We start from the raw sequence: 25,225 nt of genomic DNA on the forward strand, positions 1-25,225 counted from the left end.
ATGATAGGGAGATATTAAAAAATATTGGTTTTTATGGTTGTAACCTTGACGATGTTAATTTAGCCATAAACTCTTTATTCATTAAATTTGTACTTGCGGAGTTTTCCAATGAAAAAATATCGAAAGTTTATGGAAACCAAACAGCCTGCTCTTTCTAGTGATCAAACGAATAAACATATCCAAGCTGATATTGAAAAGAACATTGAGATTTTAAAGGGGTTGTTTAAGGATTGTTCTGATGTTGTTTTTCGTCCATTTAAAGCTGGAAAATTAAAGGCATATGTTTTGTTTGTTGATGGTTTTATTGATTCCGCGGCGATTGAGGTTAGTGGAATCAAGCAAATTTTAAATGAAGTCAGTGACGAAGAAATAACAGCCGATGCTCTAATGGATCAAATCATTTCTTTAAGTGCTGTAGAAGAAACCTGCAAACTTGATGCTGTTGTCTCAAATGTTCTAAAAGGAAATACACTCCTTTTGGTTGACAAAGCCACAAAGGCCCTCATTTTTGATGAAAAAGGGGGGCAAAGAAGAGGGGTAGCAGAACCGACAACCGAAACTTCAGTGAGGGGACCACGAGAGGGATTTACCGAAACCTTAAGAGTAAATACCGCTTTAATCAGACACAAAATCCGTTCGAACCGATTAAAGATTCTCTCAAGAGATATTGGAGAGGAGACAAACACAGAATTAGCAATTCTGTATATCGAAGGATTGGCTTCGCCTGATCTTGTAAAAGAAGTGCTAAGCCGGATAGACCGGATTGAGATTGATGGTGTTTTGGATAGCGGCTATATTGAAGAGTTTATTGAAGACAGTCCCTCGAGCTTGTTTCCGCAAATCCAAAATACCGAGCGCCCTGATACGGTAGCAGCCAACCTGCTGGAAGGCAGAATCGCGATCATTGTGGACGGGACACCATTTGTGCTCATTGTTCCAGCTACGTTTTGGCAATTTCTTCAAGCAAGTTCAGATTATTACAACCGTTTTCATATTTCCATTTTTCTCAGAATTCTTCGTATAATATTGTTGTTTTTTGCACTCGAGTTACCGAGTATCTATGTAGCTATTACCACTTATCACCAGGAGATGATTCCAACAACCCTGCTGTTTAGTATTGCAGCAAGCCGTGAAGCGATACCATTCCCCGGGTTTATCGAAGCTCTAATTATGGAAATATCATTTGAAGCATTGCGGGAAGCGGGAGTAAGGCTTCCGCAAGTTGTCGGGCAGGCTGTCAGTATACTCGGTGCTCTAGTGATTGGGCAGGCGGCAGTTGAGGCTGGAATTGTATCTGCTCCAATGGTTATTGTTGTATCAATAACAGGGATTTCCTCCTTTACAATGCCAAGATACAATATGGCTATTTCTATACGACTGCTTCGATTTCCATTAATGCTTTTGGCAGGGATGTTTGGTTTATTTGGAATTGTCCTTGGAACGGTGATTATTCTGACACACCTTTGCAAAATGCGCTCGTTCGGTGTCCCATATTTCTGGCCGCTCGCTCCAATGAACCCACAATCGCTAAAAGATGTATTTATTCGTGTGCCATGGTGGGCGATGGATCAGAGACCCGATCAAACGGTAAAGGGCGATGTGACGAGACAAAATGATCATTTACAACCAAGTCCTAGCCAAGGAGAAGAAGGGAATCCATCATGAAAAAACAGGCATTTCTATTCATTTTGATCAGCTTGCCTATCTTTTTGACAGGATGTTGGGACCGTACCGAAATAAACGATTTGGCGATAGTAGTAGCTACTGCTCAAGATAAGCTAGAAAAAGAAGGATATAGAATTACGGTTCAAGCCCCCTTGCCAAGTTCATTGGGCGGCCCGGGGTCAAATGGCGGGGGAGGAGGTACAAGTGGAGAGGGACCATTCCTAGTCGCGCAAGGGAAGGGTAAAAATATCATGCAAGGTATACAGGATATTCAAAATAGACTATCAAGAAAGCTTTACTTTCCCCACCGCAGAGTCTTGATTATTGGTGAAGAATTGGCAAAACGGGGCATTTCGAAGTCCTTAAACGCTATTTTAGTCGAGCCGCAGTCAAGATTAACAACGTTTCTGTTAATTTCAAAAGGAGATTCAATGAAAATGTTAACAGCACAGCCGCGAATGGAGCAATTTTCTGCAGAGGCAATTCGCGAAATGGCCAAAGCAAGGATCGATGTGACTGTTAGAGACGCGATGCTTGATTTGGAGCGACCAGGGAAGGAGGCTGTAGTACCCTTGATTGAAACGACTTCTTTGCTGATGAATGAAAAAAGTAAAAAAGAAATTCGAATGAAAAAATTTGCCGTTTTAAAGGGTGATAAACTTTCATTTATTACAAATGAAATGGAAACCCGAGGTATTATATGGCTAAGAAAAAGGATGGCAGAGAAAACCTTTTCCTTCCCTGTTACAAATAATAATGAAGTCACTGTTCAAATTATTGATAATCATCTAAAACAAAGTTTTCATACTGTAAATGGAAAACCAGCATTTACTCTTAAAGTCAGAGCAACTGGAACCTTAATCGGTAATGAGGGGAACTACCGGTTAGAGGATCCGAAGACGTACCATATGGTGATTGGAAAAATGAAAAAGGAAATCAAAAACGAGATTTATGCTATATTGGATCATGCCCACCCGCAAGGGGTGGATATATTCGGATTTGGCTGGTACCTATATCGGGTCCATCATCAAAAATGGGTAAGCGATTGGGAAAATGGTTGGGAGAATACACTCCAAGGTTTAAAGGTAAGTGTTGATGTCGAAGCTGATATTCAAAGGACAACGACTTCCGGGAATGTAGAGAAGGAATGACAAAATGGATATAGGAATTATTGTGGTATGGCTTAGTCTGATTGGTTATATAATTATTGTTCTTAAAGCCAAGATTGTGGAGAAAAAAGAGCGGAAATGGGTGTATTTTTTAGTTATTGCTACAGTAGGGCTTTCTTTTTTGATAATGCTCAATATTTCATTAAACATTGTTATCTCATTTTTAAACAATACCTTTGGAGGAATATCAAGAATGGTTGTGAACATATGAGCCAAAAAATATCTAATTTTCAATTAGTATTTTTAGTGGCTAATTTTATCTTTTCCGCAAGTGTCATTAGTCTGCCTCAGATAATTGTCGCCATTTCAGGGCAGAATGGCTGGCTTGTCCCGATCATTCAAGTTCCTATTTTATTGCTGCTTGGTTTCATGATCTTTGGGAATAACCAGAAGGCTGCAACGTTAAAAAGCCTATTTTTAATCGGGGATAAAAGCATTTTTTTGGAGAAAGCTTTTCTTTTTTTCTTTCTCCTTTTTGCTGTATTAACCTTTCTGCGCGATTTACGTGGGTTAATCGATTTTGTCGCATCTGTTCTCTTACCATCCACTCCGATTGATGTTTTAATGGTTCTATCGATTTTAGTCATTTCGTATATTGCTGTGTCAGGCATCGAGGTCATTTCGAGAATTAATATGATTTACGTTGTAATTATGACAATCGTTGTTCTAATGCTTCCTTTCCTTTTGTTAAACGAATGGGAGCTGCAAAATTTACAGCCGCTTCCCAGTTTCCAAACGATTTTGTCGCTCATTCAAGCTGTTTACTTTTCCTTTTCCTGGTTGGGTGAAATGTTCATTTTTTTAATTATTATTGCTAATTTGAATCCCGTTCGGCAGGCTAGAAAAGCAGTTTTAACAGGAACGGGCCTTGGACTCCTCCTGTTTTTTATTGTTCTGTTTCTCCAACTTTCAGTGTTGGGAACAAAAATTGTAAAAGATACTACATATCCAACTTACATTCTAATCCAACAAATTAATTTAACTGATTTTCTTGATAGAATTGACTTAGTCATTGTAGTTGTCTGGATTCCGACGATTATTGCAAAGCTGTCCTATCTTCTATTTGCAATAAACCATTGTTTAAGTTATTTTCACAAATCAAGTACCACCAAATTTCTATTCCCCATTTCCATCATCTTAGGGCTGCTATCTGTCCTCTTATTTGAGAATACGATGAATTTTTTACATTATTCCTTTTATACATGGGCATCCTTGGGGTTAATTTTGGAGGGAATTATCCTTAGCTTGTTCCTCCTCGTAAAAAAGAGCTCCGCGAAGAGGGTGGAAGAGATTAACTGACCACCCTAAAAACCAATCGAGTGATTGGCTTTTTTAATACTTCCGCTTTTCTTATTACTTAGAAAGAACCGCATAAAGGATTAAGCCAATCCCGCAAAACACCAACAGGATTTTAACATAGGATATTTCACCAGCAATCCCACTCAAGCCAATCGATGTTGTTAAGATAAGGATAATCGGACCTACAAGCACAAGTGAACTATTCAAAAGCAATGCTTTTTCAATACTGTTCAATTTTAACATTAGAAACGCCACACTGATTTCAATACTCCCAGATAATATCCTTAATAACCCCATAGCTAAGACAACTTTTTCAATTGTAGAAAACATAGCCCACCCCAAACAGAATAAATTCTTTCTACATTTATATGCAGGTAAAGGACGAGAAAGGACAAGTTTTACGGGAATATAAAAAAGGCTGCTTGAAAAATCAGCCGCCTGAAAGAATTAAAGTAATTTTATCCCACTAATTAAAAGCATTACTGCTAAAATGGCCCTTAATGGTTTTGTTGGGAGCTTGGAGGATAAAGTACTTCCAATAACAACACCAGGAATAGAGCCCAGCAACAGGTTCAACACTAGCATGTAATCGACATTACCAATTCCTGCATGGATAATTCCAGCTGAAGTTACCAATAAAAATGCATGTGCAATATCTGTGCCCACTAGCTCGGAAGGTGTCATTTTATAAAAATAAAGCATTGCCAGTGCAAATAAAGAACCCGACCCGATTGAGGTTAACCCAACAATAAAGCCTACAATGGCGCCAATCGCTATCGTTAACCCCCGTTTTTCATGCAAAGGCTTCATTTGAATCCGATTCCATTCAAATTTATTCTTAAGGAACGTTTTAGCCAGTGTCGTGAATGCAACTAAGATCAATACATATCCTAGTGCATGTTTAAGGATCAGCTCTTGATTATGAAAAAAAGAATCGAAAAGGTGAAGTAGACCTACTGCGATAATAGCGCTTGGAATACTTCCAATGGCGAGGTACTTTACTAGCTTAAAATTGATTGTTTTTTGTCGCCAATGCTGTACAGAACCGAAAAATTTTGTGATGGAATTATATGCAAGATCTGTTCCAACTGCGATTGATGGATGAATTCCCATTAATATTAAAACAGGTGTTAACAGGGCTGCACCTCCAACACCTGTCAGTCCGACTAACGAACCAACTAGAAACCCCATTACAATGATACCTAAACTCATTAGGTGCACACTCCCGACTAACCTTTATCTATCTAGATGAACCTATATGTCAATTTATGAAATAGTTATTCGCCTTGTTACTGGTAATTTTAAATAAAAAAAAGATCCGGCAAATGAGCCGGACATTCAAGGGAAGTTTATTTTTGTTCCCTATCATTTAGTTCAATTTTTTTACAGCCAACGTACAAACAGGAAAAAATATCCAGTCCAGGCTTAGCTTTTGCTAATCCTTTTAAGTACGGGGTGACCAAATCTCTAAAATCCGCACCAACATCTTCTTCTTCCAAAATTCCATATACATATAGCTTTTTTTCGGCAAATAAAAATGCGATATTTCCAACCCCTTTATTTGTCGAATCAACAACATTTAAAACTTGGTATTCGGGTGTTATAACCTCTGGTGAGAAATAAATTTGCAACGTCATCGACTCCTTTAAAATTCTGGCTCCAACAGCTTAAACTTACGAAAATTGTAATTTTTCAAATAGGGTATCGTTATTTTTAGATGGTTCCTTTTTCGGAACATGTATAAGGATCATGCAAAGTAATCCAGCAAACAAGGTTAAACCGGCTGTTGATAAGAACATTCCTGTTCGAGACCATGCCATTAAAGCACTGTAAACCGGAGGTCCAATTGCAACCCCTAAAAATCGTACAGATCCATATAACGAGGTGACAAATCCACGGCGGTCGGCAGGAACGGACCCAGTAATAAAACTGTTGATACAGGGGAGTACAAGTCCTGTACCGATACTGCTGAAAACAAGAACAGCGAAAAACGGCACTAGCTTTGTAAAAAAAACTAAGCATGAAAAGGAAGCCGTCATTAGCAGACAACCCATTACAATTAACGTTTTCATTAACGACATTTTTTTGCCGATTTTGCTTCCGGTTATATAAGAAGTGGTTGTCATAAATAAAAGTGGAATTGCCAGGATACTGCCTTTTAAGATTCCATCAATATGATGAGTTTTTTCAAGAATATCAGAAATATAAAATAATATTCCAAATAAAGTAAATAAACAAGTGGCACCTGTTATATATGCAGCAAAAAGCCAGCGCCCTTCCGTTTTAAAAACAGAAACAAGGCCTTTTACATATTTACCCAGAGGTGGAGGTTCCTTCTCTGCTTTCTTTTCCTTTACAAAAATAATTGTCAAAATAATGGAAACGAGACAAAAAATCGGAAAGGCGAAAAAGGCTGCGTACCAGAATAGGATGGCAAGCAATGAACCCAAAATTGGACTTATTACCTTACCAAACCCATTTGAGGCCTCGACTAAACCTAAAACCTTGCTTTGCTCTGCCCCCTTAAATAAATCTCCTGTTAATGCCATGGCAATTGGTGCAGTTCCGGCTGCTCCGATTCCCTGTAAAACCCTTCCGGCAAGAATCCACATATATTCATTTGCAAACCATTCTGCTGCAGCTCCTGCTAACAGTCCGCCGAGTCCATATAAAATGAGTGATGGAATTATCACGGCTTTTCGTGAAAAGCGGTCTGATAAATAACCCAGAACTGGAATGCATGCCGCAGCTGCAATCGAAAAGACGGTAATAATTAAGCTAATTTTAAACTGAGAAACACTCAGCTCTGTTTTCATTTTTGGAAGGACCGGAATCAACATGGAGTTCCCCAAAACAAGGATCATTGGGATTGAACTGATGGCAAAAATAGTCATACCTTTATGCTTTTGCTTTGGCAACGATGTACACCCCTATCTATGTGAAATAACTTTTCCTATTGTTTGAAGGAAAGTGCTTGTTTATTCAAGGCTAATGCCTAATTTGGATAGAAAAAAACGATTGTTTACACATTCACCCAATTTTTGAATACTCTATCCTAGAAAAAAAGAGGAGGCGTTTTCCCTATGGATTTTTTAAAAATACCAGATAGGACTTTAAGACCTAGATCCTATGGCTTAACCTCGGTAATTGATTTCGGAACCCCAATTGGTGAATTGAAACATATTTTAACCGACTACAGCCATATTATAGACATTGCAAAAATTGGTATTGGTTCTGCCTATGTAACGCCTAACTTAGAGAATAAAATTAGCCTCTACAAGGAAAGTGGTATTAAACCTTATTGTGGAGGAACCTTTTTTGAAAAATGTTATTATCAAAAAAAAATCCCTGAATATCTAAAGTTTTTACGGCAATTAGGGATAAATTGGATAGAAATATCTAATGGAACATTAGATATTCCGCTTCAAGAACGCCTCAATTTTATAACACAATTAAAAAATGACTTTCATATCATTGCTGAGGTGGGCTCAAAGGATGCAGATAAGGATATGCAGGTTTCTGAATGGAGAAAGGAAATTATTCTCCTATTAGAAGCAGGCTGTGATTACGTGATCACAGAAGGCAGGGAATCAGGTACTTCCGGGATATATGAAAAAAACGGTGCGATAAAACCTGGATTAATTCGTGAATTAACAAATACTGTTGATGACAAGAAGATTATTTTTGAAGCCCCTACTTCTAAGCAGCAAATGTATTTTATTAGGGAAGTTGGCCCAAATGTAAATTTAGGGAATGTAAAACTGAACGATGTCTTAGTCTTAGAAGCTCAACGTTGTGGACTAAGAAGTGAAACGTTTTATATGGAGGACCAGTATGCAAATTACCTTAATCCGACATCTTCCAACTGAATGGAATAAAAAAACATGGCTGCAAGGAAAAAGGGATATTGGCATTTCGTCCCCGACAGAAGAGCTCAAAGAAATGATAGAAGCTAATCAACGTGATTTAGAAAAGCTTTCTCCCTTCGATTTGGTATTAGCCAGTACATTAAAACGAACCCACCAAACAGCCAAACTGTATGGGTACGAAGCAGAAACTGATGCACTATTAGATGAATTGGATTTTGGCCAGTTTGAAGGGATTCCAAAAGAAATATTAATGGATAAATTTGGAGATAAATGGCTGAAAAATCCGAAGGCATTAGTTTTAGGAGAAAGCATTCAACATCTTGAAGAACGAATTAGTACGTTTTTAGGGAAATACAGGGGATATCAAAACCTTTTGGTGTTCGGACATGGTTCGTGGATCCGAGCCTTATTATCATATCAGAAATATGGCGATATCAATGCAATGAATAAAATAATTGTTCTTAACAATGAACGTATTACCATATCAATAAATCCGACATCGCCTTGGAACGGAAATGGGGATGGGGGGCTCTAAAATTGTCAGAGATGTTAACATATGAAAATTGGGATGAAAAAAAAGTAAAGACCATTTTTAAAGGTCAGCCTGACTTTTTAGATATCTTAAAATGGGTGTATCGGGAATATGGAGAAGAGATTATTTATTCGTGCAGCTTTGGCGCTGAAGGCATCGTCTTAATTGACCTAATTTATAAAGTGAATAAAACAGCAAAAATAATTTTTCTAGAAACAGGGCTTCATTTTCCAGAAACCTATGAAGTAATTGAACAGGTTAAGGAACGTTACCCTTTATTACACATTAAGTTAGTAAAACCAAAAATTTCGTTGAAAGAGCAAACGAAGTGGTATGGAGAAGAGCTTTGGAGGTTTAATCCTAATCTTTGCTGCCACATGAGAAAGGTTGTCCCCATGAAGGAAGCATTAAGTGATGCAAAAGCATGGATCTCTGGTTTAAGACGAGAACAATCTCCCTCAAGGTCGAAAACACAATATATAAATAAAGATGATAAATTTCAGAAAATAAAGATTTGTCCACTCATTCATTGGTCTTGGGACGACATCATGACCTATATCCAGTTAAACAAATTGCCATATAACCCGTTGCACGACAAAGGTTATCCAAGTATCGGATGCGCCCCTTGTACATTTCCTGTTATGGAAACGGATGACTTTCGTGCAGGTCGCTGGACAGGTCACAACAAAACGGAGTGCGGACTTCACCAACAATAGTGGTCTTTTGTTCAAGGGATCACATTACTAGGAGAGATGAACTGTGAAGGAAAGTGTGCCACATGGCGGTATATTGGTAAATCGAGTCGATCTTGATTTTTCGAGCGATCTTTTGCTAAATGAGGTGGAACTAGATAATTTGGAAATTAGCGATTTGGAATTAATAGCAAATGGGGCATATAGTCCATTAGAAGGATTTATGGGAGAAGCAGACTATAATTCGGTTGTACTGCAAATGAGACTTTCAAATGGACTCCCGTGGTCCCTGCCGATTACATTAGCAGTAAACCAAAAAAAAGCAGATGAGCTTTCTATCGGGGAAACCATCAATCTTATCCATAAAGGCACGATTTATGGTGTTATGCAAGTAGTGGAAAAATTTTCTCCTAATAAAAGATTAGAAGCAACTTTGGTGTATCGAACTGCTGACGATGCCCATCCAGGAGTAAGGAAACTATTCGAACGGTCTGATGTCTATATTGGCGGACCTATCACCATGATAAAAAAACCCGAAAAAGGGATGTTTTCAACTCATTACCTTGACCCTCTTCAAACAAGGGCTAAGTTTAAAGAATTAGGCTGGAAAACAGTTGTTGGCTTTCAAACAAGGAATCCAGTTCATCGTGCTCATGAGTATATTCAAAAAACAGCATTGGAAACCATTGATGGCCTTTTCTTAAACCCACTTGTGGGTGAGACAAAAGCGGATGATATCCCAAGCGATATCCGGATGAAAAGCTATCAGGTTTTACTTGAAAATTATTATCCGAAGGGCAGGGTGTTTTTATCTGTATTTCCTGCAGCCATGCGCTATGCGGGGCCTAGAGAGGCTATTTTTCACTCGATCGTCAGGAAAAATTTTGGCTGTACCCATTTTATTGTTGGTAGAGACCATGCTGGTGTAGGGAACTACTATGGAACCTATGATTCCCAAAAAATATTTAGCCAGTTTAGTGAAGGAGAACTTGGCATAACACCGCTCTTTTTCGAAAATAGTTTTTACTGCAAAAAGTGTGAAAACATGGCATCTGAAAAAACATGCCCGCATGAAACAAAATACCATGTGGTATTATCAGGTACAAAAGTAAGAGGGATGTTGAAAAACGGTGTGCAGCCACCAAAAGAATTTAGTCGTCCTGAAGTAGTGGAAATACTTATCCAGGGAATGAAGGAAGTATATTCGATTAAATAAAAGGGTGTAGAAAATGGAGAAAATAAACAATATAACCTGGCATCAATCTACTGTTACCAAAAAAGACCGCCAGCTTTTAAATGGCCATAAAAGCTGTGTGCTTTGGTTTACGGGATTATCGGGGTCAGGGAAATCCACCCTGGCTAATGCTGTAGATTATCAATTATATAAACAAGGTTTCAGGAGTTACGTTCTTGACGGTGATAATATCCGCCATGGGTTAAATAAGGATTTACGTTTTGGAAATTACGATCGAAAAGAAAACATTCGACGAATAGGGGAAGTAGCTAAACTGTTCGTCGACAGTGGTCAAATTGTTTCTTCGGCCTTTATTTCTCCGTTTCGAAAGGATCGTGATGTTGTCCGAAGCATGTTTGATGATCAAGAATTCATCGAAATCTTTTTAAATTGCCCCATCCAAGTATGTGAAGACAGGGACCCAAAAGGTTTATATAAAAAGGCTAGGCAAGGTGAGATTCCAGATTTTACAGGAATCACCTCCCCTTATGAGATTCCTGATCACCCGGAAATCATCATTGAAACCAATGCAACAACAATTGAGGAATCGATCCACCAAATATTCGCCTATTTAAAAGGAAAGAAGATCCTGTAATAGAGGGTCTTCTATTTTTTTCGCCAAGTTGGAGAAAGGCTATTCAATTTTGGAAGCTTAAATGTATAAATAAAATCAATAATATTGGTTGAAAGAAACTGACAAACAATCGCATAAATCACAATTTTATAATCAATGATAAGTCCAGTTAACAAAAAAATGAACAGATTAATGCCCATCATCACTTTTCCAGGGCTCCATTTCTTGTAGGAAGCGATCATGAGTGCTGGTATGACCATCCCGCCGCTAGAAGCTCCAGCGCGAATGAGAATGCCCACCCCAATTCCAAAAAAAATACTGCCTCCTAAAATATCGAATACAATGTTGACGTGTTCCAACGTAATCTGAGCACTTAAAAGCGTAATGGTCATTGAGGTTGTTGCGACAGAAATAATCGTTCGCAACGTCCATGTATATCCAAAATAGTTCAAGGCAAAAAAAAGAAAAACAACATTTGCTAACCATAAGGAAAAGCCTAAGGAGAGATGAAACCAATGATTCAACAGGAGAGCTAAACCTGCTGCCCCTCCTGAAGGGATTGAGTGTGGAAACAAGAACAAGGACATGGACGTTCCTTGTAAGAAGGCTCCAAAAAATAAACAAAAATAGACGAGGAGCTTTTTTTTCATCGTTAGTAAAAATAATCCGTAAAATAAAGTATAGACTCCACATTCATTCCTCCCCTTCCTTGTCCATTTTATGAATGAGGATGATTGAATATGTTGATTTTTTATGCTCTTTGCTAATCCGGACAGAGATTGTGTTTTTAATGGCAATAATCCCAGGAGGAAGCATAAAATTTATGGGGAGGCGATAAGATGAGATTCGACCAAGTGCGTAGGGAATTTAAAAAGACGCTCTGGGGAGAAGAACTAGATAATGAAAGGTACAGTAGCCCAGCTGCTTCTTCCATTGAATTAGATTTTATGCATCAATATGATGGAAGGAAATACCAGTGTGTTCGGTGCATAAAAGAGCATGAGGAGAATAAGACAGTTATTACCAATCAGGGGACTTATTGTACGGAATGCTATCAGGGATTATTTTGCAAGAATCAACAATAGGCTTAGAAAAGTATTATCCTAATTCGGCCTTAAATCAAAAAAATCGCGGAATAGGAGCTATTCCGCGATAATTAAAAGTCCGCTTGTTTACTTAATGTGTCATGTTATTATTTGTTTGCATTTGCGGCTGCAATTGAGCAGGCGCAAACATATTGAGCATTTGCTGAACATCCTGCTGAGCGAACTGTGGAACTTGATAATAGTGATGCTTATTTTGGTAACTAGAAAGTTCGTAAGCCATTTCAATACAATTTGGAATCGAATCAGCAAGAACGCGCCGTACGACAGGGTTTGTCGTTTCAAGTGCTGCCATTGTTTTCATGGTTGCAGTAGACTTTACAGCCCCCAGCATGCTGCATGAAATATTTGCATCGGTGATTTCAGAAAGAGATTGCACCGGTTTTCTTGGCTGAGTAGGTTTCAGACCGTAGATAAAATCATTACTTTGTTTCATTTTATAGCTTTGGGTTGGTTTTGATGGATCTTGCCCTGATTTGAAGCAATCTAAGGTGATGTTATATTCGTCGGCTATAAACTGATATTGACGATCAAGAATATCGATTAATTCTTGGTCTTTTATTTGTGGGCGTAACATCATATATAAATTCAATGTATCAAGAGCACCAGACAACACTTCTTGGACATCCATTATCTCATGACCGCCGTGATTCAATTGTTGTGGGACAGCCCCTGTGTTCAAATTTTCGTGCATTTGACCTTGTTGGTTTTGCATCAATTTACATTCCTCCTTTTTTAACAATGAGATGGTACGAAGTTAGTATGTTTTACGACTTAAGAATTATTCGTTAATGTTATGTGTCTCTGTTGCTGAATATAAAAAAGCGAAGGAATTTGGTCTCCTTCGCTTTTTAAACGGATACTTTTCGATATTGATGCTTAAATTGGTAAATCATTTGCTCTGAGATTGCTGCGTAACCAGAAGAATTAGGATGAACGCCATCGGATGATAGGTTTTTCAACTTTTCACCGTTAATTACCTTCGTTGTCTCAACAACAATCGACGATGAATAGCGATTTGCGACCTCATAAATTTTAAAATTCCACTTTGGCAGCAATTTATCAGCAATGGGGTAAAACTGATCAGATGGAACCAATGGATTATACAGCTCTAAAAATACTATAGTAGTGTTTGGATTTAACTGATTAATTCTTGCTGCTATCTGGGCCAGGTTATTTGAAAAAGTGGTTTGCAATTGATCAAATTTTTGGATGGCGTTAGCGAAATTGCTTTCATTTACCATTTTAAGAATATCATTTCCGCCTACATTAATTGTTACAATATCCGACTTCTTTATTTCCTCATCAAACCTGCCTGCTTGAACCAGGTCCTTTAGCTCACCGCTCGTAATTCCATTTATGCCTTCATTTTGAAATTGGATTTTTTTATGAGTTTGGTTCCCTAATTTGTTCGAAAATTGGAAGACAAGATCTTGATTTTGTTGCGATCCCACTCCGTGAATAACAGAATCGCCAATAGCAAGATGATTAATAAACGGTGCTTTAGATTTTCGGAAAAAGTTTAGATAGGTAACTTTTGCACTGTCTGTATTTACTTCAATCGTCTCGTTTTTCATTTTATGAATTTGATATTGAGGATAGTAAATCCAAGCAGATATCCCAAGGCATATGATCAAGGCAAATACAAAGAGGTATTTTAAAATTTTCATGTTTTCACTCCCTGATGTCTCTATTATAACAATTATCCTAACAAAAAATAATCGGGGCATTTTTTTCCAACATAATTAAATATGTCAGTTGGGTAGGAGAGCTTTACAAAAAAGTAAAAGGCAGGGAGAATGTAAATTTTTCAACAGCTACATTAAAAAAAAGTGATACAATGAAATCGTATCCAAAATTTTACCGTATGGGGGAATACATAATGTTCAACAAAATTCTGGTAGCAATCGATGGTTCTGATATGAGTAATAAGGCATTTGAAACAGCATTAAACCTGGCAAAAGAAAACCAATCAAAGCTTAGTCTAATTAATGTGGGAAAAAGTTTGTCTATCCCACAAGGTATGGTAATCGATTCAATAGACGAGGTTTATGATTCCATGCGTAAGGAAGGCGAGGAACTGTTAAACAGAGGAAAATGGATGGCTGAATCACAAGGGATTCAAGCGGATATTCATTATGTTGAAGGTGATCCGGCCACACAAATTATTAAGCTGGCAAAGGATGGTCTTTTTCAGTTAATTGTCATCGGGAGCCGCGGCTTGGGACCATTTAAGGAAATGATGCTAGGCAGCGTCAGTCATAGAGTTTCTCAGCTCTCCCATTGTCCAGTATTAATCATAAAATAGGTTTAGATTCTTCAATAGCTCTGTGCACTAATTAGTAAAACGGCTCAGTAGTCCTTTTGTAAATAAAAATCCGCTATTCCTCAATGGAAAGCGGATTTATTTTAGCTAACCTCATTTTCCCATAACCTTTCTGGCAAGCAATAATTCATCTTGTTTGTTCCCAGTCCTGGTACAATCCGCTCCCCTGACACCCTGGGCATTCATACGAATTAAAGTAGGCAAATTCATTATAGGGGTAAACCGTATATCCTCGACCTTGGCAATCAGGGCACTTGCCTTGTTCCTTCATTCCAGTGACAAAGTTCTGATATTTATTTTCTTTCCATTGATTATAAGCGTTGAGTAATCCCATTTTCATCACCTCGTTTTTAAAGTATGGGGAAAAAATGGAATATTTATGCAATTATATTTAAATATAAAAAGGGAGGCTGTCTTCTTTTTCAATCCATTTTTCCACAGCAATAGTTTCTTGGAAAAATATTGTAAGTTTATTCCTATTATTATCATATGTTTTTTGTATTTAATATGTGATTTTATCTAGTTTTATTTATGAAATTAACAAATATGAATATAATAAATTTCGGGAACAGAGGCTTATTTCCCAAAAATTTGATACACGAATTGATGTATAGATTTCTCCCTTTTTTGGATACTAACAGTAAAGGTGGAGGGATAAGTGAAATGGAAAAATTGAATGAAGAGGCAGCACCGAATAATAATTTATCTCCAATAACGATCAAAACATCAAAAAGCCTAGTTGGAAATAAGAATGGACATGAATTTTCTGAGGAGCTTTCAGATGGCGGCGAAAGAGATCAGATTATCCAGAGGCAAACACGGAAAAAACCACTTTCAGAGTATAAATGGTAATAACGCAAAAGTAATAAACTATTTAATTCCGCAGGTAAAAAAACTCCTGCGGAATTTTTTTCAATTTAATTATTTACAAACCTTTCCTTCTATTGTAGAATTTCTATATACCTAATATATCTAGGTAGGTGAAAAAATGTTTAATCGCGAATTGGTAAAAGGAAGTACATCATTGATTTTGCTTCAGCTCTTAAATGAAAGGGATATGTACGGCTACGAGCTTGTTAAGGAGTTAGAGCGGCGCAGCGACAATGATTTAAGCGTAAAAGAAGGGACGTTGTATCCTGCACTGCACAAACTAGAAAAGCAAGAGTACATTGAATATTATTGGCATGAGCAGGAAAAAGGCCCGGCACGTAAGTACTATCGAATCACCAAACCCGGTAAAGAGCTTTTACTCGAAAAAACCCGCGAGTGGCAGGATTTTGTTCAAGTCATGAACAAGGTAATGGGGAGATCAAAGCATGGAACGGCTGAAGAGTAGGTTTTTAGATGAACTGGCAAAGGGACTTGAAGATCATCAAGATAAAGAGAATATTTTAAGTGAATATGAGATACATATTGATGAAATCTTCATCGAAATTTTAGGCGAGAAAAAGGAAGCAACAATGGAATTGCTTATTTCCAGACTCGGAGAACCTAATGAGATTGCCGAAATGTGGAGAGAAGAACTGTCCTTTACGCCAAGCAGGATGAAATGGCTTTTTATTCTTTTTAACATTTTCCTGTTTGCTGGCGGCAGTCTTCTAACATTAGTACATAATCTTTATGAATGGAAATGGTTATCCATCATTTGGAACCACTTGACCTCAATTCCGACGATGATTGCTTTTGTCTATCTCTTTTTTTGGGCCTTGTTGGGTTATGAAATTGGGAGGGGGTTTGGACATGGGGGGAGAATCCTTTTGCGAAAGACGTTTTTGTTTTCCCTTATCCCCAACCTGATGTTAATGGTTTTGACTGTTTTTAAGATCATTCCGCATTCGTGGTTTGCGCCGTTATTAACAAAATCATTTATTATTGCTTGTATCCTCTTTACCATTATTCTTTATCCTGTTTGCATTCTCGGTTATCGATGGGGAAAGAAGGCGTCGATATAAGCAAATTTTTTTACCTATATACATAGAATTTCTATGTATATAGAATTAAAATGTATCAGGGGGAGTTCCTTATGGAAAAAGAAATCAGTAAATCAGATTGGCTCTTTTTGTTAGCCTGTTTATTTCTTGGGATAATTTCGGAAGAGTCATTTTTTCGCGGTATTGAAATTGGTATCTCTTATATGGTGTTTATTGTTGCTTTTTATGGTGTGTTCTATTGGAGGTATCACCACTTTTCATTTTCTCACCAACGTTTGGGCTGGTTTGTATTAATTTGCATTTGGCTGTTGGCAGCAACCTATTTCGTGCATAACACCCCATTTTTTTACTTCCTAAATATATTGGTTATTCCAGGGTTGGTTTTGTTTCACATTGTTTTAGTCACAAGTCCGCATCAAATGCAATGGAATCGGCTGCCATTTGTAGCATATTTATTTTCAAGATTAATTGAGGCCATCAAATACAATGGTGCGTTTGCTTCCTCCTATCGAAAAAATGCTAAAAAAGGGATGGATCAAAGCCATTTGCAAATATTGAAAAAAGTCATAATTGGTTTAATTATCTCAATTCCTATCCTGGCTGTTGTATTGACGCTGTTAATGTCGGCGGATTCTAAATTTAAACAACTGGTAGGGGGATTTCCGGAATGGTTCAATATAGTAAACGCTGAAACAATTACAAGAATCATGATTATTTTGCTAACAACTGCTCTATTTTTTGGCATCCTCCAGGTTCTCCTTAAAAAGCAGATAAAAATAATTGAGACCAAACCGGAAAAACAATTTTTTCAACTTGATGGGATTATCGTTTTTACCATCTTAGTCGTAATGAATCTTGTTTATCTTTTATTTACTTTTGTGCAATTCAAATATTTTTTTGGGGGAACCTTACAAGGGAACTTTACGTTTGCGCAATATGCACGGAAAGGGTTTTTCGAGCTTTTGTTTGTTTCGATCATTAATTTGTCAGTGATAGTAGCAGTTTTGACGTTTGTAACCCGGGGCTCAAAGGTATTCAATCGACTTACACAAATAATGCTGACAATTCTTGTTCTATCAAGCGCAGTAATGCTTTGTTCCGCCTTTTTGCGCCTAGGTATGTACGAGGATGCTTATGGGTTTACTTTTACAAGAATTCTCGCTCACTCGTTTATGATTTTTCTAGCCATTATTTTTGCCTATACATTGGTCAAGGTCTGGATCGAAAATTTGTCATTAGCCCATTTTGTCTTTATCATTTCACTCGTTTATTATGTAGCAATTAATGCGGTCGATTTAAATCAATTGGTTGTAGCGAAAAATATCAATCGATTTGAAGCGAGTGGCAAGGTTGATGTTCAATACTTGAATTCTTTGTCATATACCGGTGTACTTGGTTTAATTTCCTTATATGAAAAAGATAAAACTATTCCAACTTTAGAAACCATCCTGCAACAACGACAGGAACAATTTAATCGAGAGGAGGATTCCTGGCAATCGTATAACCTGAAAAAACAGCAGGTGAAGAAGGAACTTCTTAAAATGAAACTGAATTAGTGGAAGAACGAATTAACGAAGGCATACCTCTTCACTGTACTGTTAAAGTTGCTACTTGAAAATTAAGTTGAAGGCCAGATAAATTGTAACATGTAATTGAAAAAATTAAGGTTTAGTAAAAAAGTGGACCGTCCTCAAGTACTTATAGTACCGAGGAATGGTCCTTTTAACATACACAATAAACAAGCGCTTTGTCTTTCTAATTTTCTAGCTGCAGCGCCAAGTGGACTTGCACAGGATGTGCTGACGTCGACGTTCGCAAAAGGACGTGGCGTTTTTAGTAGACATTCCGTAGTTCGTGGGCTTCCACTTTTCTAGTCCCCATCGAACATTTCGAACAAACCGCGGGCGATACTGCCTTCATCTTTGGCACCCCCACGTTGTGGAGCAGCTGCAAAAACGCGGCTTGCCAGCCGGCTGAACGGCAACGATTGAATCCATACTGAGCCAGGACCTCTTAAAGTAGCAAAAAATAAACCTTCACCACCGAAAAGAGCCGTTTTAATCCCTTTTACAAATTCAATATCATAGTGGACGCTACTTGTCATTGCAACTAAGCAGCCAGTATCAACTCGTAATGTTTGTCCTGGGAGAAGATCTTTTTTTAGGATGGTGCCTCCGGCATGCACAAATGTTAACCCATCACCTTCCAGTTTTTGCATGATAAATCCTTCGCCGCCAAAGAAGCCGGCCCCAATTTTTCGCTGGAATTCGATGCCAATTGACACACCCTTTGCTGCAGCTAAAAATGCATCCTTTTGGCAGATAATTTTCCCGCCTAATTCACTTAAATCCATCGGAATTATTTTTCCAGGGTATGGTGCAGCGAAGGAGACGCGTTTTTTTCCAAGCCCTTGATTGGTGAAAGCAGTCATAAATAAGCTTTCGCCTGTAAGCATTCGCTTACCGGCACTGAATAGTTTCCCCATTAAGCCACTGCCGCCGCTACTGGAGCCATCACCAAAAATTGTTTCCATCTGGATATCATCTTCCATCATCATGAAACCGCCAGCTTCGGCGACAACTGTTTCATGCGGGTCTAACTCGACTTCAACAAACTGCATATCATCGCCGTAAATTTTGTAATCAATATCGTGAGTGTTCATGGGTTACCTCCTTCAATTGATATTTGTACTCAAGCTAATTTTAAAAGAATAAGGAAAAATATGCTATCTTTTCATACATTAAAAAAGGCACCTGATTAACAGGTGCCTTTGTCGATATTGAGGCGAAAAACCACACTCCACATAGTGTGCTCCATAAAGGAATGTTCTTCGACTTACACAACTCAGCTCATCGCCTATCTAATATACCATGGCATCGAGAAAATGGCAAGACTCTAAGAGAAAGTTGAAAAAGTGAGATGTTTTAGAATTGTTAAAATTTATGTAAAATTTTATTCAACATTATAAAATAAAAATAGAAGGGAGACTAAATGATATTGGACCCGAATGCGAAAGAAATAGTAAATAACCTAAAATGCATGCTTGGTAGAATCGATCTGAATATAGTTAAACAATTAAAAAGTGAGACCACAGTATAAGTAACATGAACCTTCAATACGAAACAAAACCGACAAGATAAATTTTGTCGGTTTTTGTTTGAATCTTTGGAAAAATTTGTGACATTTTTGTGAAAAAAAGTTCTTGATTTGCCAAGCTAATTCATTTATATTCAAATAATCAGATATACAAAAATACAAAACTAAGAAGGGTTGTTATGTTTTTTGACAAGCGATTTCAGCACTATTCGTTAAGCAGTCTTCCAAAAGATCTTATTTCTGGATTGATTGTGGGCGTCATTGCAATTCCACTGGGTATGGCTTTTGCCATTGCTTCAGGTGTAAAGCCTGAGTACGGGATCTACACAACTGTTGTTGCAGGGATTTTTATTTCATTGTTTGGAGGATCTAAATACCAAATTGGTGGTCCTACCGGAGCTTTTATCCCCATCCTGTTCGGAATTGTAATGACATATGGGTATGAAAACCTTCTTATCGCTGGTTTTTTAGCAGGTGTTATCCTGCTTTTAATGGGTATTTTTAAATTGGGATCATTAATTAAGTTTATCCCAAGACCAGTGACAATTGGGTTTACTGCTGGAATTGCCGTTACCATTTTTGCCGGTCAACTTTCTAGCTTTCTTGGACTCGTTGGTTTAAAAAAGCACGAAGAATTTATCCTGAACCTAAAAGAAATTATTATGCATATGAACACCCTGAACATCTACAGTGTTTTGACCGCTGTTATATGTTTGATTACGTTAATTCTAACACCAAAATTAGTGCCAAAGGTCCCTGGACCGCTGATTGGTTTACTTTTATCTACTGTAGTTGCGACACTCTTTTATCCAAGTCACGTTGCAACAATAGGAACAAGTTATGGTGAAATTCCAAATTCATTGCCACATTTTCATATTCCTAATTTGGATTTAGAAACAATTATTAAACTGTTAAAGCCAGCTTTTGTCATTGCCATGCTTGGAGGAATTGAATCATTACTATCAGCTGTTGTGGCAGATGGGATGACGAACAGCCGTCATAATAGTAATAAAGAACTAATAGGCCAAGGAATTGCCAACATGATTACTCCGTTATTTGGTGGAATTCCAGCTACAGGAGCAATAGCACGGACAGCAACAAATATTAAAAATGGTGCAGTTTCACCTCTTTCTGGAATTATTCATGGTGCTATTGTCTTACTAATTTTAATATTTTTTGCATCGTATGCTTCATATATTCCATTGGCAAGTATGGCACCAATTCTAATGGTTGTGGCTTGGAACATGAGTGAAAGAAAGGTTTTTGCCCATATATTAAAGACAAAAACTAGTGATTCATTGGTTCTTTTGGTCACATTTATTCTAACCGTATTTGTTACCTTAACAGTAGCGGTAGAGGTTGGTTTGATCATGTCGGTAATCATCTTTGCAAAACGAATGAGTGATGTCATGACTACTCAAAAAGCGCTGCCAAATCCAGATAACAAACATAAAAGGATAGAGACTCAAATGGTTACCGATACACATGATTGCCCGCAAATTAGTATTTTTAATATCGAAGGTCCATTATTCTTTGGCGCTGCCCAAATGTTTGAAAAAACCATTATGAGCACAATCAATTACCGGCCCAAAATACTATTACTGAGAATGGGCAGGGTTCCATTTATGGACACTACAGGGGAAGCGAATTTAGCCAGTATTGTTAAAAATTTCTCGAAAAGTGGTATAGTATTAGTATCAGGAATAAATAAGCAGCCTGAAAATGTGTTGAAAAAGACCGGATTATTTGAGAGTATAGGCCCGGAACATTTCTTTGAACATACAGGAGAAGCGATCGATTATGGCCTTTCCCAGTTGGAAAAAAACAAATGTTTAGGCTGTAAACATTTTGCATTTAAGGAATGTAAAAAGCTATCGGCAGTTGAGACTGTTGAAAGCAAACGAGAACTCTCTCCAACATACTAGGAATAGGAACGAGGAGGAAGTAAGATTTGAATCTTGAAATGCAGCGTTTTAAAGCGGATTTTTTTAAGGCACTTGCACACCCACTAAGAATTCGGATTCTTGAACTATTGTCTGAAGGGGATAAAAATGTAAATGAACTTCAATCCCTTATTGGCAGTGAAGGTTCTGCTGTTTCCCAGCAATTGACTGTCTTGAGGGCGAAAAATATCGTATCGGGAACAAAGGATGGTAATAAAGTGGTATATACCTTAAAGGATCCAATGATTATTGAGCTTTTGGCTGTTGCGAAACAAATTTTCAACAATCATTTGGTAGATACCATTACCATGCTGGATAAATTTAATGAGAACCAAGAATCATCAGAAAATTAGTATTTTATACTATCAAAGACGGCATTCTCTCATTGTCGCCTTTGATTTTTTATTGAGTTACGAAGGGTAGAGAAATTAGGGTTCTACATTGACTTTTCACCTAAATTATGTTAAATTTAAGGAAGCCGTTACACGTGTTAGGTTTTATGTATCAGGCTTGTTCAAAGTTTTAACCAAAGTTTGGATAAGATAGTGAAAATAAAGCTGTCAACGTTGTTAATTGGTGAATTTTACACATGGCTTTATGGTAAGCCAATAGGAGGAAATTTTTACATGAAAAACGGTAAAGTAAAATGGTTCAATTCTGAAAAAGGTTTCGGATTCATTGAAGCTGAAGACGGAAACGACGTATTCGTTCATTACTCTGCTATCCAAACTGAAGGTTTCAAAACTTTAGAAGAAGGCCAAGAAGTTTCTTTCGACGTAGTTGAAGGTGCTCGTGGACCACAAGCCGCTAACGTAGTTAAAAAATAAAAATAATGGTGTGTAACCATTTTATAGCAGTCTGGCTTTTATGCCAGGCTGTTTTTTATTGTTTATTGTTAATAGTAAGATTATAAAAATAGTTTTCCCAATTAATGAACAAATAAACCCGGATTACCAAAAAAATCTTGGCTTGTTATTTATGGTACTGTTTAAAATTATTAAAAATAAGCCTAAAAACCAGTGATAATGAACCCTTCAAGTGTCTTTATCTTAAAAATGGTTTTTTACTTTGTTCGGGACCTCGAAGCAGCTCCCGATTTCTCTATACGGTTTTTGAGAAAAAGCTTTAAAGGAGGAAAGACACTTGCTACAAAATTCGATAATGCCGCTTGATCCTTCCCTCGATGAAATGTCCTGTTAATCCTAGTAGCAGTCCAATAATAAGTCCGGAAAAGACTGGGGTTGACAGAAATTGGACTGGATTAACCTGACTTTGTGGAATAAAACTAAAATGCCAAAAAATCCCTAGATCCATTCCGAATGTAAACCCAAATAATAATCCTACTAATTCATATTTTTTATTTACTTTTCCTTTGAGCTGTGCATTTATGGCCAAAGCTCTATTATAGGCCTGCCACATGGAGAAGCACCAAATAGAGGGATAATAGATTCCCCATTGATAATTAATTAGATCATGTGCTTTCTTAAAGTCTCCGTGAAAAGATTCCATTATCGATAAATTTAAATGGGAAAAATTATTCACACCAAGCTCACAAAACATAAAAATAATTCCTAAAAAAAATTGGTCATTATAGATTTGTCCAAAACCAGGTAGGGTGAAAGACCATAATAAGGCTGCAAGTGGGCATTTATATTCTTGTATTTTTGTTTTTTCCATCGGTTAACCTCATGCCTTATAGTAACTAAAAAACAAAATACCAATTATTTGGTAATTTATTCTTTAGCTATAATTACCAAATAATTGGTACTTATAGCTAAAGTTGAAAAGTATTTATCGACATTTAATGACAAAAACTGTCGTACTCCTTTATTTATTGAAAAAGAAATGAAAAAAAAGACGCCTGAGCGTCTTTTTTTCGTTTCTTTTGCTGCATCCTACCAACGGTGTGCCTTAGCGTTGCTTCGCAAAATGATGTTGTTTTGGGAGCGTTTTGTTTCTCCGTTTACTTGTGATTTTTGACGCTTCGGCCTAGTCCAATTTTGGTGAAAAAGCTCAGAGTGTTCATCTAACTGATCTCGATAACTCATTATTTTATCACCTCAACGTTAGGATACTGTGAAACGAGTCGATATCCATTTCTGGAATATCAGTTATATCGTTTGTTAATTAAAGCGGAAATATAAATGAAGAAAAGTTCAAAATATTATCTAAAGTTAGGATTCAGGTCAGGGGGAATTAACCAAAATAATAAGGAAAACAAAAAATGAGCCTAGAATTTCTCTATGCTCATTTAAATTTAACAATTGATGAAGTCTTATTCCCGATGGAAGTATCCTCTAGCCTGCAAAGGTCTGGAAAATTAACCATATGTTTAAACCTACTATTAGCAATGCACTTGCAGTTGCTAAAATTGTAATGTACTTTTTATTTGTTAAGACACCCATTAAATCTTTCTTTTGTGTAAAATAAATTAATGCAATTACTGGAAAAGGAAGTACAATGCTCAATACAACTTGGCTGATAACAAGGGTAGAGGTTGGATCTGTCCCTAGGGCGACAATGACGACGGTTGGAAGCATAGTGACAAGGCGGCGGACCCATAACGGAATCGTAAAGCCAACGAAACCTTGCATGATTACCTGTCCAGCCATTGTTCCAACTACAGAGCTTGATAAACCTGATGCAAGTAAAGAAATTAGAAATACACTTGCAGCTGCAGGTCCAAGAAGCGGTGTTAACGTGTGGTATGCCGATGTAAGGTTGGCAATTTGACTATTCCCACTGCCATTAAATACAGAGGCAGCCATATACATCATTGATAAATTCACAAAACCAGCGAGTGTCATGGCAATGATAATTTCCTTTGTACTAAACTTTTGGATTTTGATTTTATCTGAATCATTTCTGGGAATTATTCTGCCTTGTGTCAAACTTGAATGAAGGTAAATGGCATGCGGCATAACCGTTGCACCAATTACACCAACAGCAAGCAGGATACTCTCGTTATTCCCAATCCAAGGAATGACGCTGTGATAAGCAATTTGCGTAAAATCTGGTTTAGACAAAATGGTTTCGACTAAATAACAAAGTCCAATTAAGACAGCGAAGGCAGCAATGAATTTTTCTAATGGCCTAAATCCATATTTTTCTAACATTAAAATTAAATAGGTGACAATCCCGGTCATGATTGTTGCATATAGCATTGGAATCCCTATTAATAAATTTAAAGCAAGTGTAGCACCCAAGAATTCGGCGAGGTCGGTGGCCATTGCGGCTAACTCTGAAACAATCCACATTGTCATCGTTAGTGGCTTTGGCATGTATTCCCGACATATTTCCGGCAGGCTTTTCCCTGTAGCAATACCTAGTTTTGCTGACATATTTTGCAAAAGCAAAGCCATTAGGTTGGCAAGAACAATAACCCAAAGCATTTTGTAGCCAAAACGGGCACCAGCTTGAATGTTAGTGGCGAAGTTACCTGGATCTATATAAGCAATTGAAGCGATAAAAGCTGGTCCAAGAAATGGTAAAAGGGCACGAATCCCTTTTACTTTTCCATTAATGGCATCTCTTGCAGCCGAAATTGTCCGTTGTTCTTTGGAACGTGCGCGCTTGATAGCAACTGAGTTTGATTGGCCCACAGGACACCATCCTTTTCTATTTTTCATTAATGCAAGCTTTGTGAAACAATGAATAATTGTTTCCCTAATGCAACTTTATAAATCCATTATAGTAGACTTCTTATCATTTGTGTAAGAAAGTGCTTAAAAAAATAAAAAACTTAAGAATATTATGTTGAAAATACACATAAGAAGGCTATGGATACACCAA

30 protein-coding genes are annotated in these 25,225 nt (G+C 37.4%); 18 read left to right on the plus strand and 12 right to left on the minus strand.

The window, feature by feature from the left end; genetic code table 11:
• The first annotated feature begins 108 nt into the window (after positions 1 to 108).
• The 4 genes from JN080_RS07655 to JN080_RS07670 are packed head-to-tail and all read left to right on the plus strand — an operon-like array spanning position 109 to position 4,133.
• Positions 109 to 1,665, plus strand: a complete 1,557-nt coding sequence (locus JN080_RS07655; protein ID WP_256235348.1) for a spore germination protein — start codon at positions 109 to 111, stop codon at positions 1,663 to 1,665.
• The gene (locus JN080_RS07660; protein WP_256235349.1) at positions 1,662 to 2,816 is read left to right on the plus strand and encodes a Ger(x)C family spore germination protein; all 1,155 of its coding nucleotides are present in this window, start codon (positions 1,662 to 1,664) and stop codon (positions 2,814 to 2,816) included. Before JN080_RS07655 ends, JN080_RS07660 begins: the two co-directional genes overlap by 4 nt.
• Positions 2,817 to 2,820: 4 nt before the next feature.
• Complete coding sequence (locus JN080_RS07665) at positions 2,821 to 3,045, plus strand: hypothetical protein (protein ID WP_256235350.1); 225 nt, start codon at positions 2,821 to 2,823, stop codon at positions 3,043 to 3,045.
• Positions 3,042 to 4,133: a GerAB/ArcD/ProY family transporter gene (locus JN080_RS07670; protein ID WP_256235351.1), complete on the plus strand. Its 1,092-nt coding sequence runs from the start codon at positions 3,042 to 3,044 to the stop codon at positions 4,131 to 4,133. The genes JN080_RS07665 and JN080_RS07670 overlap by 4 nt, the downstream gene beginning before the upstream one ends.
• 54 nt (positions 4,134 to 4,187) lie before the next feature.
• Here JN080_RS07670 and JN080_RS07675 read toward each other — a convergent pair whose 3' ends face one another.
• The 4 genes from JN080_RS07675 to JN080_RS07690 all read right to left on the minus strand — a co-directional run bounded on the left by JN080_RS07675 (position 4,188) and on the right by JN080_RS07690 (position 7,027).
• A complete protein-coding gene (locus tag JN080_RS07675) occupies positions 4,188 to 4,463 on the minus strand; it encodes a DUF2619 domain-containing protein (protein ID WP_256235352.1) in 276 nt (91 codons plus the stop codon).
• Positions 4,464 to 4,580: 117 nt separating this feature from the next.
• Entirely contained in the window at positions 4,581 to 5,345 is a 765-nt protein-coding gene (locus JN080_RS07680; protein ID WP_256235353.1) for a sulfite exporter TauE/SafE family protein, read from the minus strand.
• Positions 5,346 to 5,482: 137 nt separating this feature from the next.
• Positions 5,483 to 5,770 (minus strand): hypothetical protein, encoded by a 288-nt coding sequence (locus JN080_RS07685; protein WP_375141601.1) that lies wholly within the window; start codon positions 5,768 to 5,770, stop codon positions 5,483 to 5,485.
• Positions 5,771 to 5,806: 36 nt separating this feature from the next.
• Entirely contained in the window at positions 5,807 to 7,027 is a 1,221-nt protein-coding gene (locus JN080_RS07690) for an MFS transporter (RefSeq protein ID WP_256235493.1), read from the minus strand.
• Positions 7,028 to 7,216: 189 nt separating this feature from the next.
• Here JN080_RS07690 and JN080_RS07695 point away from each other — a divergent pair, with 189 nt between their 5' ends.
• From JN080_RS07695 to cysC, 5 genes are read left to right on the plus strand one after another with little or no spacing between them, the layout of a single operon-like run.
• The gene (locus tag JN080_RS07695; protein ID WP_256235355.1) at positions 7,217 to 8,002 is read left to right on the plus strand and encodes a phosphosulfolactate synthase; all 786 of its coding nucleotides are present in this window, start codon (positions 7,217 to 7,219) and stop codon (positions 8,000 to 8,002) included.
• Positions 7,968 to 8,537, plus strand: coding sequence for a histidine phosphatase family protein (locus tag JN080_RS07700; RefSeq protein ID WP_256235356.1), 570 nt, complete (start codon positions 7,968 to 7,970; stop codon positions 8,535 to 8,537). The genes JN080_RS07695 and JN080_RS07700 overlap by 35 nt, the downstream gene beginning before the upstream one ends.
• Before the next feature lie 2 nt (positions 8,538 to 8,539).
• Positions 8,540 to 9,250, plus strand: a complete 711-nt coding sequence (locus JN080_RS07705) for a phosphoadenylyl-sulfate reductase (RefSeq protein WP_256235357.1) — start codon at positions 8,540 to 8,542, stop codon at positions 9,248 to 9,250.
• A 43-nt stretch (positions 9,251 to 9,293) separates the two neighbouring features.
• Entirely contained in the window at positions 9,294 to 10,442 is a 1,149-nt protein-coding gene (gene sat, locus JN080_RS07710) for a sulfate adenylyltransferase (protein ID WP_256235358.1), read from the plus strand.
• A 13-nt stretch (positions 10,443 to 10,455) separates the two neighbouring features.
• A complete protein-coding gene (gene cysC, locus JN080_RS07715; protein ID WP_256235359.1) occupies positions 10,456 to 11,055 on the plus strand; it encodes an adenylyl-sulfate kinase in 600 nt (199 codons plus the stop codon).
• An 11-nt stretch (positions 11,056 to 11,066) separates the two neighbouring features.
• On the opposite strand, the gene JN080_RS07720 is transcribed toward cysC, so the two are convergent.
• Entirely contained in the window at positions 11,067 to 11,684 is a 618-nt protein-coding gene (locus JN080_RS07720; protein WP_256235361.1) for a YitT family protein, read from the minus strand.
• 189 nt (positions 11,685 to 11,873) lie between these two features.
• Between JN080_RS07720 and JN080_RS07725 the strand changes: the two genes are divergently transcribed.
• Positions 11,874 to 12,119, plus strand: coding sequence for a hypothetical protein (locus tag JN080_RS07725; RefSeq protein WP_256235362.1), 246 nt, complete (start codon positions 11,874 to 11,876; stop codon positions 12,117 to 12,119).
• Positions 12,120 to 12,210: 91 nt separating this feature from the next.
• Here JN080_RS07725 and JN080_RS07730 read toward each other — a convergent pair whose 3' ends face one another.
• Both JN080_RS07730 and JN080_RS07735 read right to left on the minus strand, forming a co-directional pair.
• The gene (locus JN080_RS07730; RefSeq protein WP_256235494.1) at positions 12,211 to 12,852 is read right to left on the minus strand and encodes a spore coat protein; all 642 of its coding nucleotides are present in this window, start codon (positions 12,850 to 12,852) and stop codon (positions 12,211 to 12,213) included.
• 136 nt (positions 12,853 to 12,988) lie between these two features.
• The gene (locus tag JN080_RS07735) at positions 12,989 to 13,807 is read right to left on the minus strand and encodes a GDSL-type esterase/lipase family protein (protein WP_256235363.1); all 819 of its coding nucleotides are present in this window, start codon (positions 13,805 to 13,807) and stop codon (positions 12,989 to 12,991) included.
• Positions 13,808 to 14,019: 212 nt separating this feature from the next.
• On the opposite strand from JN080_RS07735, the gene JN080_RS07740 reads away from it, so the two are divergent.
• The gene (locus tag JN080_RS07740; protein WP_256235364.1) at positions 14,020 to 14,445 is read left to right on the plus strand and encodes a universal stress protein; all 426 of its coding nucleotides are present in this window, start codon (positions 14,020 to 14,022) and stop codon (positions 14,443 to 14,445) included.
• A 145-nt stretch (positions 14,446 to 14,590) separates the two neighbouring features.
• Here the strand turns inward: JN080_RS07740 and JN080_RS07745 are convergent, their stop codons facing one another.
• Positions 14,591 to 14,797 carry a methionine aminopeptidase gene (locus JN080_RS07745; protein WP_256235365.1) on the minus strand — a complete coding sequence of 69 codons (207 nt, stop codon included), beginning with the start codon at positions 14,795 to 14,797 and terminating at the stop codon, positions 14,591 to 14,593.
• A 329-nt stretch (positions 14,798 to 15,126) separates the two neighbouring features.
• Here JN080_RS07745 and JN080_RS07750 point away from each other — a divergent pair, with 329 nt between their 5' ends.
• From JN080_RS07750 to JN080_RS07765, 4 genes are all read left to right on the plus strand, one after another.
• Positions 15,127 to 15,315 carry a hypothetical protein gene (locus tag JN080_RS07750; RefSeq protein WP_256235366.1) on the plus strand — a complete coding sequence of 63 codons (189 nt, stop codon included), beginning with the start codon at positions 15,127 to 15,129 and terminating at the stop codon, positions 15,313 to 15,315.
• Positions 15,316 to 15,451: 136 nt separating this feature from the next.
• Positions 15,452 to 15,799, plus strand: a complete 348-nt coding sequence (locus tag JN080_RS07755) for a PadR family transcriptional regulator (RefSeq protein ID WP_256235367.1) — start codon at positions 15,452 to 15,454, stop codon at positions 15,797 to 15,799.
• Entirely contained in the window at positions 15,780 to 16,415 is a 636-nt protein-coding gene (locus JN080_RS07760) for an HAAS signaling domain-containing protein (RefSeq protein WP_256235368.1), read from the plus strand. The genes JN080_RS07755 and JN080_RS07760 overlap by 20 nt, the downstream gene beginning before the upstream one ends.
• A gap of 71 nt (positions 16,416 to 16,486) precedes the next feature.
• A complete protein-coding gene (locus JN080_RS07765) occupies positions 16,487 to 17,950 on the plus strand; it encodes a DUF4153 domain-containing protein (protein WP_256235369.1) in 1,464 nt (487 codons plus the stop codon).
• A gap of 314 nt (positions 17,951 to 18,264) precedes the next feature.
• Here JN080_RS07765 and JN080_RS07770 read toward each other — a convergent pair whose 3' ends face one another.
• Complete coding sequence (locus JN080_RS07770) at positions 18,265 to 19,056, minus strand: TIGR00266 family protein (RefSeq protein WP_256235370.1); 792 nt, start codon at positions 19,054 to 19,056, stop codon at positions 18,265 to 18,267.
• Positions 19,057 to 19,669: 613 nt separating this feature from the next.
• Between JN080_RS07770 and JN080_RS07775 the strand changes: the two genes are divergently transcribed.
• The 3 genes from JN080_RS07775 to JN080_RS07785 all read left to right on the plus strand — a co-directional run bounded on the left by JN080_RS07775 (position 19,670) and on the right by JN080_RS07785 (position 22,260).
• A complete protein-coding gene (locus JN080_RS07775; RefSeq protein WP_256235371.1) occupies positions 19,670 to 21,415 on the plus strand; it encodes a SulP family inorganic anion transporter in 1,746 nt (581 codons plus the stop codon).
• 26 nt (positions 21,416 to 21,441) lie between these two features.
• Positions 21,442 to 21,786 (plus strand): ArsR/SmtB family transcription factor, encoded by a 345-nt coding sequence (locus JN080_RS07780; RefSeq protein ID WP_256235372.1) that lies wholly within the window; start codon positions 21,442 to 21,444, stop codon positions 21,784 to 21,786.
• A gap of 273 nt (positions 21,787 to 22,059) precedes the next feature.
• Positions 22,060 to 22,260 carry a cold-shock protein gene (locus JN080_RS07785; RefSeq protein WP_163243153.1) on the plus strand — a complete coding sequence of 67 codons (201 nt, stop codon included), beginning with the start codon at positions 22,060 to 22,062 and terminating at the stop codon, positions 22,258 to 22,260.
• A 319-nt stretch (positions 22,261 to 22,579) separates the two neighbouring features.
• On the opposite strand, the gene JN080_RS07790 is transcribed toward JN080_RS07785, so the two are convergent.
• From JN080_RS07790 to JN080_RS07800, 3 genes are all read right to left on the minus strand, one after another.
• A complete protein-coding gene (locus JN080_RS07790) occupies positions 22,580 to 23,110 on the minus strand; it encodes a hypothetical protein (protein WP_256235373.1) in 531 nt (176 codons plus the stop codon).
• Positions 23,111 to 23,328: 218 nt separating this feature from the next.
• Complete coding sequence (locus tag JN080_RS07795) at positions 23,329 to 23,481, minus strand: YpzG family protein (RefSeq protein ID WP_256235374.1); 153 nt, start codon at positions 23,479 to 23,481, stop codon at positions 23,329 to 23,331.
• Between the two features lie 249 nt (positions 23,482 to 23,730).
• Positions 23,731 to 25,011 (minus strand): Nramp family divalent metal transporter, encoded by a 1,281-nt coding sequence (locus tag JN080_RS07800; protein ID WP_483861539.1) that lies wholly within the window; start codon positions 25,009 to 25,011, stop codon positions 23,731 to 23,733.
• Positions 25,012 to 25,225: the final 214 nt, after the last annotated feature.

Source organism: Bacillus sp. EB600 (genome assembly GCF_024494385.1).
GTDB lineage: Bacteria > Bacillota > Bacilli > Bacillales > Cytobacillaceae > JAEVLT01.